At 58.0% G+C, this 16,355-nt stretch carries 12 protein-coding genes; 3 read left to right on the top strand and 9 right to left on the bottom strand.

The window, feature by feature from the left end; translation table 11 throughout:
* Nucleotides 1-87 precede the first annotated feature (87 nt).
* Nucleotides 88-1,308: an OmpA family protein gene (locus tag HNQ50_RS03535; RefSeq protein ID WP_221302970.1), complete on the top strand. Its 1,221-nt coding sequence runs from the start codon at nt 88-90 to the stop codon at nt 1,306-1,308.
* A gap of 74 nt (nt 1,309-1,382) precedes the next feature.
* On the opposite strand, the gene HNQ50_RS03540 is transcribed toward HNQ50_RS03535, so the two are convergent.
* From HNQ50_RS03540 to ppsR (HNQ50_RS03570), 7 genes are all read right to left on the bottom strand, one after another.
* Entirely contained in the window at nt 1,383-3,950 is a 2,568-nt protein-coding gene (locus HNQ50_RS03540) for a [protein-PII] uridylyltransferase (RefSeq protein WP_184097599.1), read from the bottom strand.
* A gap of 12 nt (nt 3,951-3,962) precedes the next feature.
* The gene (gene map / locus HNQ50_RS03545; RefSeq protein ID WP_184097601.1) at nt 3,963-4,772 is read right to left on the bottom strand and encodes a type I methionyl aminopeptidase; all 810 of its coding nucleotides are present in this window, start codon (nt 4,770-4,772) and stop codon (nt 3,963-3,965) included.
* Between the two features lie 104 nt (nt 4,773-4,876).
* Entirely contained in the window at nt 4,877-5,137 is a 261-nt protein-coding gene (gene minE / locus HNQ50_RS03550; RefSeq protein ID WP_184097603.1) for a cell division topological specificity factor MinE, read from the bottom strand.
* 3 nt (nt 5,138-5,140) lie between these two features.
* The gene (gene minD, locus HNQ50_RS03555; protein WP_184097605.1) at nt 5,141-5,950 is read right to left on the bottom strand and encodes a septum site-determining protein MinD; all 810 of its coding nucleotides are present in this window, start codon (nt 5,948-5,950) and stop codon (nt 5,141-5,143) included.
* Between the two features lie 77 nt (nt 5,951-6,027).
* A complete protein-coding gene (gene minC, locus HNQ50_RS03560) occupies nt 6,028-6,744 on the bottom strand; it encodes a septum site-determining protein MinC (protein WP_184097607.1) in 717 nt (238 codons plus the stop codon).
* 464 nt (nt 6,745-7,208) lie between these two features.
* Nucleotides 7,209-8,027: a posphoenolpyruvate synthetase regulatory kinase/phosphorylase PpsR gene (gene ppsR, locus HNQ50_RS03565; protein ID WP_184097609.1), complete on the bottom strand. Its 819-nt coding sequence runs from the start codon at nt 8,025-8,027 to the stop codon at nt 7,209-7,211.
* A 43-nt stretch (nt 8,028-8,070) separates the two neighbouring features.
* Nucleotides 8,071-8,889 carry a posphoenolpyruvate synthetase regulatory kinase/phosphorylase PpsR gene (gene ppsR / locus HNQ50_RS03570; protein WP_184097611.1) on the bottom strand — a complete coding sequence of 273 codons (819 nt, stop codon included), beginning with the start codon at nt 8,887-8,889 and terminating at the stop codon, nt 8,071-8,073.
* A gap of 327 nt (nt 8,890-9,216) precedes the next feature.
* Between ppsR (HNQ50_RS03570) and ppsA the strand changes: the two genes are divergently transcribed.
* Both ppsA and HNQ50_RS03580 read left to right on the top strand, forming a co-directional pair.
* Complete coding sequence (gene ppsA, locus HNQ50_RS03575; protein ID WP_184097613.1) at nt 9,217-11,628, top strand: phosphoenolpyruvate synthase; 2,412 nt, start codon at nt 9,217-9,219, stop codon at nt 11,626-11,628.
* An 839-nt stretch (nt 11,629-12,467) separates the two neighbouring features.
* Nucleotides 12,468-13,670 carry an aspartate aminotransferase family protein gene (locus tag HNQ50_RS03580; protein WP_184097615.1) on the top strand — a complete coding sequence of 401 codons (1,203 nt, stop codon included), beginning with the start codon at nt 12,468-12,470 and terminating at the stop codon, nt 13,668-13,670.
* Nucleotides 13,671-13,744: 74 nt separating this feature from the next.
* On the opposite strand, the gene HNQ50_RS03585 is transcribed toward HNQ50_RS03580, so the two are convergent.
* A complete protein-coding gene (locus HNQ50_RS03585) occupies nt 13,745-14,461 on the bottom strand; it encodes an MgtC/SapB family protein (protein ID WP_184097618.1) in 717 nt (238 codons plus the stop codon).
* Between the two features lie 372 nt (nt 14,462-14,833).
* Entirely contained in the window at nt 14,834-16,327 is a 1,494-nt protein-coding gene (locus tag HNQ50_RS03590) for an inorganic phosphate transporter (RefSeq protein ID WP_184097620.1), read from the bottom strand.
* Nucleotides 16,328-16,355 lie beyond the last annotated feature (28 nt).

Genomic DNA, 16,355 nt, shown 5'->3' on the forward strand with positions numbered 1-16,355 from the left:
ATCAGATATGTCCCGTCGCCGCAAGCACTCGATAGGCAGTATTTTGCTGGGCCAATAGGCTCATCGCCTGTCTAACGAGGAAATATCATGAACTTGCTGGAAAGCCTGAATGCGCTCATCGGCTCTGACGAGCAATCGCGTCTGAGCCAGTTGTTTGGCATGGAACCGGCCAGAGCCCGCTCTACCATGAGCCGTATTTTTGCCACCTTGCTGCAATGTGCCGGCCGCCGCGCGGATCAGCCACAATGGCGCAATCAGTTGCAGGAAGTCCTGCAAGTTTTTGCCGCAGAAGGCAGTCTGCCCGCCGCCATGACTGGGGCTGCGCTGGATGACCAACAGGGCCACGCCCCGCTGGCCTCGGTGACCGATCGTTTCCTGAAGCTGGTCTTTGGCGAGCAATATGCGGTGATCACCAACGCCCTGGATCAGGTCAACGGCACCAGCAGCCATGTCGGCCAGCAAATGCTGCGTTACGGCGGTTCCTTGTTGGCGGGCTTGTTGGTCAGCAAAACCCAGACCGACCACCTGGATATCCATAAGCTGCTGGCACTGATTACGGATCACATGCCTGTCTGGTCCGCCGCGTTGACGCCTTCACTGAATACGCTGATTACCCCGGTTCCTGTTCCCCAGCGCAAGCGCCGTGGCGGCTGGCTCGGGTGGTTGCTGATGGTGCTGGTGTTTATCTTGCTGGTGCTGTGGTTGCTGCGTGCCTGTGACTCCCGCCAGGAGAGTACCCAACCGGCATCAGCACCGGTCGCAGTGGCTTCTGCGGCGGCAGTGGCCAACCCGCTGGCTGAGGCTGCATCTGGCGTGACCAGCGCGCTGAATAGCGTGACTGCCCGCCTGGGTGAGTTCTTCAAGTTGATGTTGCCGGATGGCACGGCACTGAATGTGCCTGAGCATGGCATTGAGTCGAAGCTGGTCGAGTTCATCAAGGACAGCAGCAAGCCTGTCGACAAGGACACCTGGTTCAGCTTTGACCGTCTGACCTTTGAAACTGGCGCTGCCAAACTGATGCCAGAGTCGGAAGAGCAACTGAACAATATCGCGCTGATCATGAAGGCCTTTCCGGCGGTGCAACTGAAGCTGGGCGGCTATACCGATAATACTGGCACGGCTGCGACCAACCTGAAGTTGTCGGGTGAGCGTGCCAACAGTGTGATGGCTGAACTGGTCAAGCTGGGCGTTGCGCCTGCGCGTCTCAGTGCCGAAGGCTATGGCGATGCACATCCGGTCGCCAGCAATGACACCGAAGAAGGCCGTGCCCAGAACCGTCGAATTGATATCCGCGTGACAGCCAAGTAAGGCACGTGATTGCTGGATCGCCTCAAACAAAACACCACGCCGCGGCGTGGTGTTTTGTTGTGGTCAGCACCGGTTTACAGTTGCAGCGCGGCCAGCAGGTCGCCTTCCAGGTGCCGCACTGCACGCTCATCGCTGAGAATCTGCCCGGAAATCAGGAAGTTATCTTCTGCGCGTTCACCCAGGGTCATGATCTTGGCGGACTGGATTTCAATGCGGTTCAGGGCCAGGATGCCGGCGATGGTTGACAACAGACCGGTACGGTCCCCCGCCGTGATCGACAACACCTGATACTTGCCACCTCGCTCATCTGCGCTGATTTCCACACGCGGCTGAATGGGGAAGTGTTTGAGTTGTCGGGACAGCCGCGCTTTGCCCGGCGCGGTCAGCGGGGCCTGACGGGCGATCTGGTTGGCCAGTTCATACTCCACGTAGCCGATCAGATCGCGGTAGCCGTCTTTCTGGTGGTCCGGGATATAGACATAGAAACTGTCCAGCGCGTAGCCATGGCGGGTGGTGTGGATATGCGCGTCGAAAATCGAATACCCGGCCTTCTCAAAGAAAGCGCAGATGCGGGCAAACAGATCGGCCACATCCTTGGTGTACACCATGACTTGCAAGCCTTCGCCCGATTCGGACAACTTGGCGCGGACCACGGGGACATCGGTGTCGATGCGGGCGAATAGCTGGCGGGTATGCCAGGCAATCTCGCGCGCGTCGTGCCGCAAAAAGTAAATGGTGTCGAGTTGGTCCCAGAAGGCCTGGTGGGCATCGTCACGCAAGCCGTACAGTCGTAACAGGCGCAGCGCCTCTGCTTGCCTGTCCTCCAGCCAGGATTGCACCGGCATACTGCGGGCACTCAGAAAGCGCTGCGTGGCCTTGTACAGGTCTTCCAGCAACTTGGCCTTCCAGGCATTCCAGACTTTGGGGCTGGTACCGCGTATATCGGCCACGGTCAGCAGGTACAGGCCAGCCAGGTGACGCTGATCACCGACCAGATTGGCAAACTCTTCAATCACCTCAGGATCGTACACGTCGCGTTTTTGCGCGAAAGAGGACATGACCAGGTGGTGTTTGACCAGCCACGGGATCAGCTTGCGATCTTCCGGATCCAGCGGGTGTTCGTTGCAGAAGTCTGCGGCAATGTGTTCGCCCAGTTCCGAGTGATCGCCACCGCGCCCCTTGCCGATATCGTGGAACAGGGCGGCGATATAGAGCGCTTCCGGCCGGGCAAACTCGGCCAGCAGCCGGGAGCAGAACGGGTATTCATGCGTGAATGCGGCAATGGCAAAGCGGCGCACATTGCGTAGCACCATCAAGGTGTGCTCATCGACCGTATAGACATGAAAAAGGTCGTGCTGCATCCGCCCGACGATCTTGCCGAACTCCGGAATATAACGGCCCAGCACGCCATACTGGTTCATGCGGCGCATGATGCGTGTCAACCCGGCCGGTTGGCGGAACAGGTCGATAAACAATTGCCTGTTACGCGGGTTGGCGCGAAATTCGTCATCAATGCGCGCGCGGGCATGCCACAGTGCCCGCAGGGTTTCCGGGGCAATATCAGCGGCGTAGTTTTCCTGTTCAAACACCAGGAACAACTCCAGGATGGCGGACGGGTCTTGCTGGAACACGTCCGGCCGGGAGATCTCCAGCACCGGCCCGCGTAACTGGAAACGCTCGTTCAACGGGGTGACTTCGACGCCGATTTGCGAAAAAATCCGTGTACGCAGTGCGCGCACCAGCAAGGGCGTGAGCTGACTGACAATGCGCGCAGCCAGATAGTACTGCGCCATCAACTGCTCGCTGGCGCGCTGCTTCTGGTTGTCCACATACCCAAAATCAGCCGCCATCGGGTTCTGATAATCAAACAGGATGCGGTCTTCGTGGCGCTTGGCAGTCCAGTGCAACTGGATGCGGATACACCGCAGCACGCGCTCGGCCCGGCGCAGTTTCTGGCTTTCTTCATGGGTGAGCATGCCCATGGCCGCCAGCTTGCGCCAGTTATTGCCCAGCCCCAGCGCAGAGGCAATCCAGCCAATCAGGTGCAGGTCTCTGAGGCCGCCCGGTGCTTCTTTGACGTTGGGTTCAAGCTTGTAAGTGGCGTTCTGGAAACGCGCATACCGCGCCTGTTGTTCCAGCAGCTTGGCATCAAAAAATTCTTTGGGGTCGATATGGCGGTAAACCGTATCGCGGAAATCGGCAAAACGCTGCCGGTCGCCACACAGGCAGCGGGACTCCAGCAGCGCCGTTTGCACGGTGATGTCTTTTTCCGCTTCGGCCAGGCAATCGGATAGCGTGCGCACGCTATGGCCCACTTCCAGGCCGATATCCCACAACTCCCCAATAAAGACCTCCAGCTTTTCCAGCAGGGCCGGATCAGGTTGATCCGGCAACAAGATCAGGAGGTCGATATCGGAAAACGGGTACAACTCGCCGCGTCCGTAGCCGCCGACGGCCACCAGCAGTACGTCGCCGGCAAACCCGTGTCTATCCCATAACTCGCCCAGGGTGCGATCCGTCAGGTGGGCCAGTGCCTGTAACAGCGGCGCGGCTTTGGCCGGGTCGCTGAACTTGCGATGCAACTCGGCTTTCTGGGCCGCATGGTGTTCGCGCAGGGCGATAACGGAACGCAGGGCGGTCATGGGTTTTACCGGTTAAGCCAGCAGATATTTTTCAGGTTTGGGTTGTACACCGGCAGACATGGTCAGGATCTCATAGCCCGTGTCGGTGACCAGCACCGTGTGTTCATACTGTGCCGATAGCGAGCGGTCTTTGGTCACAATGGTCCAGCCATCCGGCATGGCGCGAATTTCACGCTTGCCCAGATTGATCATCGGTTCCACGGTAAAGATCATGCCCGGTTCCAGCTCAATCCCCGTTCCGGCTTTACCGTAGTGCAACACCTGCGGGTCTTCATGAAAATGATCACCAATGCCGTGCCCGCAGAACTCGCGCACCACCGAGTAACCGGCTTTTTCCGCATAACGCTGGATGGCCTCACCAATATCGCCCAGATGTGCGCCTGGCTTGATCTGTTCGATGCCAATCCACATGCAGTCAAACGTCACCTGCGCCAGCCGTTTTGCGTGGGCAGGCACTTTGTCGCCCACCATGAACATGCGGCTGTTATCGCCGTGATAGCCGTCCTTGATGACGGTGACGTCAATGTTGACGGTGTCGCCATTCTTCAACGGTTTGTCGTTGGGAATGCCGTGACAGATCACGTTGTTGATGGATGTACAGATGGATTTGGGGTAGGGCGTGTAACCCGGGGGTTGATAGCCCAGCGGTGCCGGCACAGTGTGCTGGACGTTAACCATATAGTCATGGCACAGCCGGTCCAGCTCTTCTGTGGTCACGCCCGGTTTGACGTGCGGGGTAATGAAGTCGAGCAGTTCTGCGCCCAGCCGGCCGGCCACGCGCATTTTTTCGATTTCTTCCGGGGTTCTGATGGCGACAGACATAGTGTGTATTCCCAGATCGGCGCAACGGGTTTACCGACTGCGCAAAAGACAAGAGAGGCGATCGCCTCTCTGCCGGTCACATTGATATGTGTATTTTAGGCCGATTAACGCCGGGCAGGCTCGGGCAGAACGATATTCACTTCAAGCACTTCGAAATCGTCTTTCTTTTCCAGCTGGACCTTGATGTCATCCGGATTAATGGCGACATATTTGGAAATGACGGCGATCAGTTCTTTTTGCAACTGGGGCAGATAGTCCGGCGTATCACGGCCAGCACGCTCATGCGCCAGAATGATTTGCAAACGCTCGCGCGCTACGGTGGCGGTTTTTTTCTTCTCGCCAAAGAAATAACTCAGAATCGACATGGCTTAACCTCCGAACAGTCGTTTCCAGAACGGCTGCTTCGGTACTTCAACAAAACGCAGCGGCTTGTCTTCGCCCAGGAAGCGGGCAACGACGTCCTTGTAGGCTTCCGACACATCGGAACCTTCGTTATGGATGGCTGGCGTACCCGAGTTTGAAGCCTGCAGCACGGTTTCGGATTCCGGGATCACGCCAATCAGCGAAATGCGCAGCAAATGTTGCACATCGTCGAGCGACAGCATCTCGCCGCTGTCCACCCGCTTGGGCGAGTAACGGGTAATCAGCAGGTGCGTCTTGACCGTGCCGCCTTCTTCCGCTTTTTTGGACTTGGCATCCAGAATGCCAATGATGCGGTCAGAGTCACGGACCGAAGAGACTTCCGGGTTGGTCGTGACAATGGCTTCATCCGCAAAGTACAACGCCAGGAAAGCACCGGTTTCAATGCCGGCCGGGCTGTCGCAAATGATGTAGTCAAAACCGTCGTGGGTCAGCTCCTTGAGCACTTTTTCCACGCCTTCTTTGGACAAGGCTTCCTTGTCGCGCGTTTGTGACGCGGGCAGGATAAACAGATTGTCGCAGTTCTTGTCCTTGATCAGCGCCTGACGCAGGGAGGCTTCCCCCTGAATGACGTTGACGAAGTCGTACACCACGCGGCGCTCGCACCCCATGATCAGGTCAAGATTACGCAGGCCCACGTCAAAATCGATAACGGCGGTCTTGAAGCCGCGTAACGCAAGCCCGGAAGCAAAACTGGCGCTGGTGGTGGTTTTACCCACGCCGCCCTTGCCGGAGGTGACAACAATGATTTTGGCCACAAAAAACCCCTGTAGGTCTGGATTCGGTCAAGTCAGTGTTCAGTCTGACTGTACATGTATAAAGCAGCCGGCGCCGTCTACGACAGCGTCAGCGTTTCAATCACGAGTTTGTCTTCGTTTAGCAACACTTGCGCCGGCTTTGATTTGAGCGAGGCAGGCAGTGATTCATCGAGTGTGCGGTAGACACCGGCAATAGAGACCAGCTCGGCTTCCATGCAGGTGGTGAAAATGCGGGCATTGGCATCGCCCCGTGCGCCAGCCAGCGCCCGGCCGCGCAGCGGCGCGTAAACGTGGATATTGCCATCGGCAATCACTTCTGCGCCATTGGAAACCAGCGCCATCACCACCAGGTCGGCATCCTTGGCGTAGACCTGCTGGCCGGTCCGCACCGGACGGGTAATCACCATGGTGGGCGTGCGCTCAACCTGCACCGGTGCAGCGGCAGGCGCCGCGACGGGCAGGCTGATTGCATCATCCGACAACACCACCAGTCCGGCCTCGCGCGCGGCAGTTTGCTGCGCTTCATTGCCGCCATAAGCGCCTACGGGTTGCAGGCCGAACTGGCGCAACAACGTGATCATGGCGGAGATATCCAGTGCTGTGGGCGTTTGTGGCAACTGATTGAAATCAATCGCCAGTTGATCACCGGTCAGCATGTGATCCCGGCCACCCAGTTTGGCCTGCAAACCGGTTTCCAGCTCGGTGATATCTGTCGTGGCTGGCACAAAGGTCAGCAGCTTGAGCCCGATATTCTTGAATTCAAAAGCAGACGCTTCAGTACGGGAGCGGGACATAGAGGGCAACGGGCTGGACGTTCAAAGGCGAGAGTGTACCGTCTCCAGACCTGGTGCGGAAGTTGGGGATGTCATTTGCTGAAAGGTTGAGGAGTGAGGAGTGAGGAGTGAGGAGTGAGGAGTGAGGAGTGAGGAGTGAGGAGTGAGGAGTGAGGAGTGAGGAGGGGGAAGGATGCATACCCCGGACTCGTCATTCCGGCCTTGAGCCGGAATCCAGTCCGCCCACCAAAGGTGGGCAGACACTGGCAAACCATTTGATAAACCATTGTCAGTGCCTGCGGCACACCTGTTTACACCTGGATTCCGGCGCAAGGGGGCCGCCGAGGACCGGAATGACGAAGTATTGGTTTGCGAGGCATGATGAAGTGGACACACAATCTGGCACACCTCACACCTCACACCTCACACCTCACACCTCACACCTCACACCTCACACCTCACACCTCACACCTCACACCTCACACTCAATAACACCGCCGCTTCAACCCTGCCTTGAGCATGATGGTGGTCGACAACTCTTCAATCGACAGTCGCGTGGTATTCAAAAACGGAATGCGCTCATGCTGCATCAGGCTTTCCGCCAGTTTGACTTCCTGCTCGCAGGTGGACAGTTGCGCGTATTGACTGTCTGGTTTGCGTGACTGCCTGATCTGCGACAAGCGCTGCGGTTCAATCGTGATACCGATCAACTTGTTGCGAAACGGGTGCAAGGGCTTGGGCAGGCGGTGATCGGCAAAGTCTTCCGGTGTAAATGGGTAGTTGGCGGCCTTGATGCCATATTGCAGCGCCAGATAAAGACACGTCGGGGTTTTGCCGGAGCGGGAGACGCCCACCAGGATCACGTCTGCATCTTGCAGGTTTTTCGCCATACCGCCGTCATCATGCGTGGTGGCGAAGTTCACCGCATCGATCCGGTGTTTGTATTCCTCAAAATTACTGATGGCGTGTACCTTGCCAGCGGTGTGGCTGGACTGGCGTTCCAGTTCTTTTTCCAGCGGGCCGATAAAGGTCTCAAAGAAATCCAGCGTTAACGCCTCGTCCATCACAAAGAGTTTGCGCAGGTTCTCGCTGATAAAGGTAGAGAACACCACTGGCCGGCACTGGTCTGCCTCGGCCTGGGCCTTGATCTGGGCGACGGCTTGCAAGGCTTTTTCTTCCGTATCAATAAACGGCAGCACAATCCGGCGGAAATTCACATCATCAAACTGCGTGATCAGGCTGTGCCCCAGAATCTCTGCGGTAATCGCGGTGCGGCCAGATACAAAAAAAGCGGTGCGTATCATGAAACAACTCCAGGCGCGGGGCCGGATGCAATGGCAAATCGGGTTAGAAGGTACGCCGGGTCAGGCCGGTGCGGTGCATGATGGTGGTGGCCAGTTCTTCAATCGACCGGGTCGTTGAACTCAGATAGGGCACGCCCACGTGGCGCATCAAGGCTTCGGCTTCCGAGACTTCAAACTGGCAGTTATCCAGCGCGGCGTAGCGGCTGCCTGGTTTGCGTTCTTCCCGTATCTGGGACAAACGGTCCGGGTCAATGGTCAGGCCAAACAGCTTGGTGCGATAGGGCAACAACAGGCGCGGTAGCGTGTGCGCGCCGAAGTCTTCCGGCGTCAGCGGGTAATTGGCGGCTTTGATGCCATATTGCAGCGCCAGATACAAACACGTTGGCGTTTTGGCCGAGCGGGAAACACCAATCAGGATAATGTCGGCTTCATTCAAATCACGCGGCATGACGCCATCGTCATGGCTAATGGCGAAATTAACTGCGTCAATCCGGGTTTTGTATTCTTCAAAATTGGAAATGCCGTGTGAACGCCCCACAGTATGGGAGGATTCACGCCCTAATTCCTGCTCCAGCGGACTGATAAAGATTTCAAAAAAATCCAGCGTCAGCGCTTCGGCCACGTGCGTAATCTTGCGCAGTGATTCGTCCACCATGGTGGTAAACACAATCGGCCGGCATTGATCGGCGGCGGCTTGTTCGCGGATACGTGCAGCGGCTTCTTGCGCCTTTTCTGGCGTATCGATAAACGGCAGGGCAATGCGGCGGAAATTGACGTCGTCAAATTGCGTCAATAAAGAATGCCCCAGCATTTCTGCGGTAATCCCGGTGCGGTCTGAGACGAAAAATGCAGTGCGCGGCATGGTTCAGCTGCTCCGTTCGGCCGTCATGTCAAAAGATAAACTTATCCAGCATAAATGAGTTCGTCTACCCGCATATTGCTGAAACCCCGTAAGGCTTTGTTTGGGAGACAGTCGCATGTGAGTTATTGCAATTGACATGCATAATTGTGATCAAAGATGGCGGGTGCGCGTAACATAAAGTCGATAAAAATCAGACTATTGGTGCGTATTGGGGCTTTCCCGATGCGGGATTTTCCCGTAATGGTTATCGCCACTATGCGATCGTTTACCCCAGCCTAGAATGAGAGCAATCCATTCTGCAACGCAACATTCTGACGAGGTCCGCTGATGAATACCACTCCGAGCCACGGCGTCGCCGCAACCGGCCAGGCACAAGTCATCGACTTTGTGCATCTGCGCATGCATCAGGTTGAACAGGTCGGCGGCAAGAACGCATCTTTGGGGGAAATGATCTCCCAACTTGCCGAAAAAGGCGTGCGTGTACCGGGTGGTTTTGCCACAACGGCCGACGCCTATCGCCAGTTTCTGGCCCATGAAGGCCTGGCGGACCGGATCGACGCCGCCCTGGAAGGGCTGGATGTAGACGACGTGAAGTCGCTGGCTGCGGTGGGCAAGCAGATTCGCGAGTGGATTGTCGCCACGCCATTTCCCAAGTCGCTGGAAGACGAAATCGCCGCGCATTACGCGCTACTGGGCGATGACGTAACGGTGGCCGTGCGCTCATCCGCCACGGCAGAAGACTTGCCGGATGCATCCTTCGCTGGCCAGCAAGAAACCTTTCTCAACATTCAGGGTTTCCAGAACATCCTGCATGCCATCAAGGAAGTGTTCGCCTCCCTTTACAACGATCGGGCGATCTCTTACCGCGTTCACAAGGGGTTTGACCACAAGCTGGTGGCGCTTTCGGCCGGCATCCAGCGCATGGTGCGTTCGGACAAGGGCGCCGCCGGGGTGATGTTTTCTATCGATACCGAGACCGGTTTCGATCAGGTGGTGTTCGTCACCGCCTCATATGGCTTGGGCGAGACTGTCGTGCAAGGCGCGGTGAACCCGGACGAATTCTACGTGCACAAGCCCACCCTGCAAGCCGGGCGGCCGGCCATTGTGCGCAAGCACCTGGGCGGCAAGGCGCTCAAGATGGAATTCAATGCCGAAGCGGTAGCCGGCAAATCCGTGCGCACAGTCGAGGTTGACCCGGCGGACCGCCGCGCGTTCTCGATCTCTGACGCCGAGGTAGAAGAACTGGCGCGTTACGCCCTGATCATTGAACAGCATTACGAACGCCCGATGGATATCGAATGGGGCCGTGATGGCATCGATGGCAAGTTGTACATCCTGCAGGCCCGCCCGGAAACCGTGAAATCCCAGGAACAGGCTGCTGACAAGCTGACCAAGTTCCGCATGCAGGAACGCAGCACGGTGTTGACGGAAGGCCGGGCGATTGGCCAGAAGATTGGCGCCGGCAAAGTCCGCATTATCCGCGATGTGACCGAAATGGACCGTGTGCAACCGGGCGATATTCTGGTGTCCGACATGACCGATCCGGACTGGGAGCCGGTGATGAAGCGCGCCGCAGCCATTGTGACCAACCGGGGCGGCCGCACCTGCCACGCGGCCATTATTGCGCGCGAACTGGGTATTCCGGCGGTGGTCGGGTGTGGTGATGCCACACAACTGCTGCACGAGGGGGATGAGGTGACCGTCTCGTGTGCCGAGGGCGATGCCGGATATGTTTACCAGGGTCTACTGAAGTTTGAGCGCGTGGACGTGTCGCTGGCGCAAATGCCCAAGTCCCCGGTCAAGCTGATGATGAACGTCGGCAATCCGGAGCTGGCGTTCGAATTCTGCCAGTTACCGAACGAGGGCGTGGGTCTGGCGCGGCTGGAATTCATCATCAACCGCATGATCGGTGTTCACCCCAAGGCGCTGCTGGCTTACCCGAACCTGGAACCGGGTCTGAAAGCCAAGGTGGAAGAGCGCATTGCCGGTTACCGTTCCGCAGTGGATTTCTACGTCGACAAGATTGCAGAAGGCATTGCCACGCTGGCGGCCGCTTTCTGGCCACGCAAGGTGATCGTGCGGCTGTCGGACTTCAAGTCCAACGAATACGCCAATCTGTTGGGCGGCCCGCAGTACGAACCGCATGAAGAAAACCCGATGCTGGGTTTCCGGGGGGCCTCGCGTTATATCGACCCTTCATTCCGCGATTGTTTTGAGCTGGAATGTCGTGCCGCCAAGAAAGTGCGCGACGTGATGGGTCTGACCAACGTGGAGCTGATGATCCCGTTTGTGCGCACCTTGACCGAGGCCGCCAAAGTGATCGATCTGCTGGCAGAAAACGGCCTCAAGCGCGGCGACAATGGGCTGCGGGTGATCATGATGTGCGAAATCCCGTCCAACGCGGTGTTGGCGGACCGCTTCCTGGATTACTTCGATGGTTTCTCCATTGGCTCCAACGACATGACCCAACTGACGCTGGGGATTGATCGTGATTCCGGCGGCCCGGTTTCGGCCTCGTTTGACGAACGCAATGAGGCAGTCAAAGCCATGCTGTCGATGGCGATCAAGGCCTGCCGCGCGCGGGGCAAGTATGTCGGGATCTGCGGCCAGGGGCCGTCAGACCACCCGGACCTGGCGCAGTGGCTGGTGGAGCAGGAGATTGAAACCATCTCGCTGAATCCGGATACGGTGATTGAGACCTGGTTGCTGTTGGCGGGGGAGACTGCTGTCGCAGGGTGAGTTTTGTGGGGATGCGGGAAAAAAACGGCGCAGCGGAATGGCGCCGTTTTTTTGCGTGCGGGGTGGGTAGGGTGGATTCGGAGCCTTGGCGACAATCCACCTTGGCTGACTTTGAAACCTTGAACCGCTGTTAGCGCCTGACGGCGCGGTTGGTTTACATGTCGGGGGTTGCCCGACAGCAAGTACCGTAGCCCGGATGGAGCGGTAGCGGGAATCCGGGGTGGCCGGCCTGGACAAGGTCGCTGGGGGTGTTAGCGCCTTGCGGCGCGGGTTTGAAAGGCGTTTTGATACCGGCGGTGGCCGGAGCACGTCACTTTCTTTGCCTCGCCAAAGAAAGTAACCAAAGAAAGGCGACCCCAGCCGGGCGGCCCTCCGGGCTTCCCTCAGTCGGTCGGGAGCCTAAGGTCTCCCTCCACTCCTTCGGCGCTTGGCTTTAATGGGGAGGGAAAGTCAAAAGCAACCCCAACAGCAACAGCAACAGCAACAGCAACAGCAACAGCAACAGCAACAGCAACAGCAACAGCATTCCAACCCCGCAAACCGCCTGCCTGCAAGAATGGGGCATTCTCGCCACCACCTCGTCATTCCCGACCTCGGCGGCTCCCTTGGCGGGAATCCAGCAACCCCTTTACGCCGGACCGGCCCCGACTGGCATAACTCATATCTATTGCTTACGCGGCCACCAGATCCCGGCGGTACCATCTGTGCGCCTCACGCCTCACGCCTCACGCCTCACAAAAATTAGTAGTTTTTGCTTTGCGTCATGGCAGTTAGAATGAACCCCAATGGGCGTGCCTACTGACCCGACCTTCATCCGGATTACGCAAAAAGGAACTGCAATGTCTTTTACCAGAGCCGATTTTGATCAATACATGGTGCCCAATTACTCGCCCGCGGCTTTTGTGCCGGTTCGTGGCGAAGGTAGCCGCGTGTGGGATCAGGCGGGTCGTGAATATATCGACTTTGGTGGTGGTATTGCGGTGAACTCGTTGGGGCATTGCCATCCAGCGCTGGTGAAAGCGCTGAATGAGCAAGGCAGCAAGTTGTGGCATTTGTCCAATGTGTTCACCAACGAGCCCGCGCTGGCGCTGGCCAAGAAACTGGTCGAGCACACCTTTGCCGAGCGCGTGTTCTTCTGCAACTCTGGTGCCGAGGCGAACGAAGCCGCGCTCAAGCTGGCGCGCCGTGCCGCCATTGAGCGTTTTGGCGAGCAGAAAAACAAAGTGCTGGCCGCGTATAACTCCTTCCACGGTCGTACCTTCTTTACCGTGTGTGTGGGCGGCCAGACCAAGTACTCCGATGGTTTCGGCCCCAAGCCGGAAGGCATTTTCCACTTTGATTACAACGACCTGGATGCCTTCAAGGCACTGATTGATGACGACACCGCATGCGTGATCATTGAGCCCATCCAGGGCGAGGGCGGTGTCACCCCGGCAAACAAAGCGTTCCTGCAAGCGCTTCGCGAACTGTGCGACAAGCACAATGCCTTCCTGATTTTTGATGAAGTGCAAAGCGGCAACGGCCGCTCCGGCCAGTTGTTCGCCTACCAGCATTACGGCGTGACGCCGGATATCCTTTCCACCGCCAAGGGTCTGGGGGGCGGCTTTCCGATTGGCGCCATGCTGACCACGGAAAACCTGGCCAAACACCTGGCTGTCGGCACGCACGGCACCACTTACGGGGGCAACCCGCTGGCGTGTGCAGTGGCCGGCGCGGTCATGGATGTGATTACCGATCCAGCGGTGCTCAGTGGCGTTGAAGCCAAAGCGGCGCTGATTCGTAATACGCTGGCCGATATCGGTAAACGCTATCCGGTATTCAAGGACGTGCGTGGTCTGGGTCTGTTGATTGGTGCAGAACTCAATGACCAGTACAAAGGCCGCGCGCGCGATGTGCTGAACTTTGCCGTGGAAGAAGGCGCCATGATCCTGATGGCCGGGCCGGATGTGCTGCGCTTTGCGCCGTCGCTGGTCATGCCGGATGCAGATATTGCAGAGGGGCTGGCCCGTGTAGAGCGCGCGATTGCGCGGCTGGTGGCTTGAGGGCGCTAACCCCGGTTTGAGGTCTCAAATAAGAAACCGCCCTTGAGGCGGTTTTTTTATTGTCTGTGAGTAGCTTACTCCATGGTGCTGGAGTTCCAGAACGCCTGCTTGATGTAGTTCTGCGTAGAGAGTTTTCTGGCAATCCGCTCCAGTTCGGCGGAATTGGCGGAGGTCGCCAGCAGCGTGGCGGTGATCTCGACGTCATCATCGCCAAACGGCTCGATATCCATGTCGCCCAGCGGGTACTGGGCTTGATCAAGCAGGGCGTCGATCAGCGCCAGCGCGTGCTTTTGTTGCTCGCCATCGACCACCACATGCAGCTCCCAGGTCACTTCGCTGCTGCGATCGCTGATCGGTTGGCGGTTGATGGCGTTGACCAGCGGGCGCAGCAAGGTGTTGGCGGCCAATACTAAAATGGCGCAAAGCAGGGCGGCATCCAGTTGCCGCACGCCGGCGGCCGCACCCACCGCCGCAGAGCCCCAGAGCGTCGCTGCGGTGTTGAGGCCGCGCACATTGATGCCTTCTTTCATGATGGCACCGGCCCCCAGAAAACCCACGCCGGAAACCACGTAGGACGCCACGCGGATTGCGCCGCCCGCGCCATCCAGCCGGAACGCCATATCGACAAAGGCGGCTGCGGCGACGGCCACCAGCGTATTGGTGCGCAAACCCGCCGTGCGTTGGCGGAACTGGCGCTCGTACCCAATCACGGTGCCCAGTACAAAGGCAACAACCAGTGCGACGAGGGACTGAACAAAATGGGCCAGATCAAAGGTAAAAACGTTGAACATGCAATCTCCTTGTCATGACCGGCATTACAGCAACGTGTCATGACGCTGTTGCGACAGCACAGGCCGTCGCGGCGGTTTGCGCCGCCAAAACAGAAATCATCACAATGCAAGGAGAGGGTGAGGCAAATCTTTAAAGACGCGCACCATCCCGCCGTTCAGGCAGGACAATGGCCAAGAGCCTGTTGACGATCTGGCGAGCGGGCGCAGTAGATCGTAGACAGTTCTAAAAAGCAGAGTCCAGCCGGATCAGCAAACAAGCAAGGCGAAACCGGGTTGTATCTGGATTTCCAAGGGAAGAACCCCGAAAAAGAAAACGGCGCGATGTTAGTTCGCGCCGTTTGATCTGTCAATTTTCGTAATCAGTGCAACCAATTACTGAATGAAGCGGCTGGCCAGCCAGAACATGCCGGCGGCCAGGGCCATGGCGGCAGGCAGGGTCAACACCCAGGCCAGCAGAATATTGCGGATGGTCGCGCCTTGCAGGCCGCTGCGGTTGGCCAGCATGGTGCCCGCCACGCCGGAAGACAGGACGTGCGTCGTCGATACGGGCAGACCAAAGATATTGGCAATGCCGATAGAAACGGCGGCGGTAATCTGGGCCGACAGGCCTTGCGCATAGGTCATGCCTTGCTTGCCGATCTTTTCACCCACGGTTTGTACCACGCGGCGCCAGCCAATCATGGTGCCGACACCCAAGGCCAGTGCCACCGCCAGAATCACCCAGTAAGGCGAGTATTCGGTGGTCGCGGTCAGGTCTTTGCGCAGGCGGGAGAGATCCGCTTTTTCGCCCGAACTGATGGATTTCATGCTGCCCACTTTCTTGGCGGTATCGTCCAGGCACAAGAGCGAGCGGCGCACGCGGTTGCGTGCATCCGGCGTGATGTCGCGGTAAGACTGCACGCCATCGAGCGTGGACAACAGGTCGGCAATCATTGGCTCGGTCAGTGCCGGATCGCATTTGTAACGGGCGGGCAGGTCACTGGTGGGCGCTTTGCCCAGCGCCAGATAATCACTGAGTTTGACCTGTTGCTCGTTCGCGGCGGCCGCATTGCGCTGATAGAACTGCCGCAGGTGGATGGTGGCGTCCCGCGTGCGTTCGATCTGATACGCCGTGGCATCCAGGTCCACCACAAATTTGGCCGGCACAATGCCGATCAACACCAGCATGATCAGGCCAATGCCTTTCTGACCGTCGTTGGAACCGTGGGCGAAGCTCACGCCCAGCGCCGACAGAATCAACACAAGGCGGGTCCAGAACGGCGGATGTTTTTTGCCGTCAACGCCTTTGCGCTGTTCCGGCGTCTTGTGCATGCCCGAATCCGGGCGCAGTTTTTTCAGCACCAGCAGCAAGGTGCCGGCCAATACCACACCGACAATGGGCGAGATGATCAGCGACATGCCGATTTCAACGGCCTTGCCCCAGTTGATCCCATCCTTGACCGAGGTGTGCGTCAGCCAGGCGTTGGTCAGGCCGACACCCAGAATGGAACCGATCAGCGTGTGGGAGCTGGAAGCCGGCAGGCCCAGGTACCAGGTGCCGAAGTTCCACAAGATGGCGGAAGCCAGCAGCGCAAACACCATGATCAGGCCGTGGCTGGTGCTGACGTTGATCAAGAGGTCTACCGGCAGCAGATGGACGATGGCATACGCCACGCCCAGCCCGCCCAGCAACACACCCGCAAAATTGAAAATACCCGAGAGCACCACCGCCAGATGCGGCGGCATGGATTTGGTGTAAATCACGGTAGCGACTGCATTGGCCGTATCGTGAAAACCATTGATAAATTCGAAAAAGAGGACAAACAACAGCGCCAGCGTCAGGCTGACAGCAACGTGCAACGGGATTCCGCTGAAAAGATCGGGCATTAGGTAGGGATTACAGAGGCAGGATGGC

It is taken from the genome of Silvimonas terrae (genome assembly GCF_014202765.1).
Classification (GTDB): Bacteria; Pseudomonadota; Gammaproteobacteria; order Burkholderiales; family Chitinibacteraceae; genus Silvimonas; species Silvimonas terrae.

Bases quoted from the DNA above. Each gene is read 5' to 3' on its own strand.
- ppsR (WP_184097611.1), bottom strand. From the start codon at position 8,889: ATGCCGCGCACTGCATTTTTCGTCTCAGACCGCACCGGGATTACCGCA.
- minC (WP_184097607.1), bottom strand. From the start codon at position 6,744: ATGTCCCGCTCCCGTACTGAAGCGTCTGCTTTTGAATTCAAGAATATC.
- ppsA (WP_184097613.1), top strand. From the start codon at position 9,217: ATGAATACCACTCCGAGCCACGGCGTCGCCGCAACCGGCCAGGCACAA.
- ppsR (WP_184097609.1), bottom strand. From the start codon at position 8,027: ATGATACGCACCGCTTTTTTTGTATCTGGCCGCACCGCGATTACCGCA.
- minE (WP_184097603.1), bottom strand. From the start codon at position 5,137: ATGTCGATTCTGAGTTATTTCTTTGGCGAGAAGAAAAAAACCGCCACC.
- HNQ50_RS03535 (WP_221302970.1), top strand. From the start codon at position 88: ATGAACTTGCTGGAAAGCCTGAATGCGCTCATCGGCTCTGACGAGCAA.
- map (WP_184097601.1), bottom strand. From the start codon at position 4,772: ATGTCTGTCGCCATCAGAACCCCGGAAGAAATCGAAAAAATGCGCGTG.
- HNQ50_RS03585 (WP_184097618.1), bottom strand. From the start codon at position 14,461: ATGTTCAACGTTTTTACCTTTGATCTGGCCCATTTTGTTCAGTCCCTC.
- HNQ50_RS03540 (WP_184097599.1), bottom strand. From the start codon at position 3,950: ATGACCGCCCTGCGTTCCGTTATCGCCCTGCGCGAACACCATGCGGCC.
- HNQ50_RS03580 (WP_184097615.1), top strand. From the start codon at position 12,468: ATGTCTTTTACCAGAGCCGATTTTGATCAATACATGGTGCCCAATTAC.
- HNQ50_RS03590 (WP_184097620.1), bottom strand. From the start codon at position 16,327: ATGCCCGATCTTTTCAGCGGAATCCCGTTGCACGTTGCTGTCAGCCTG.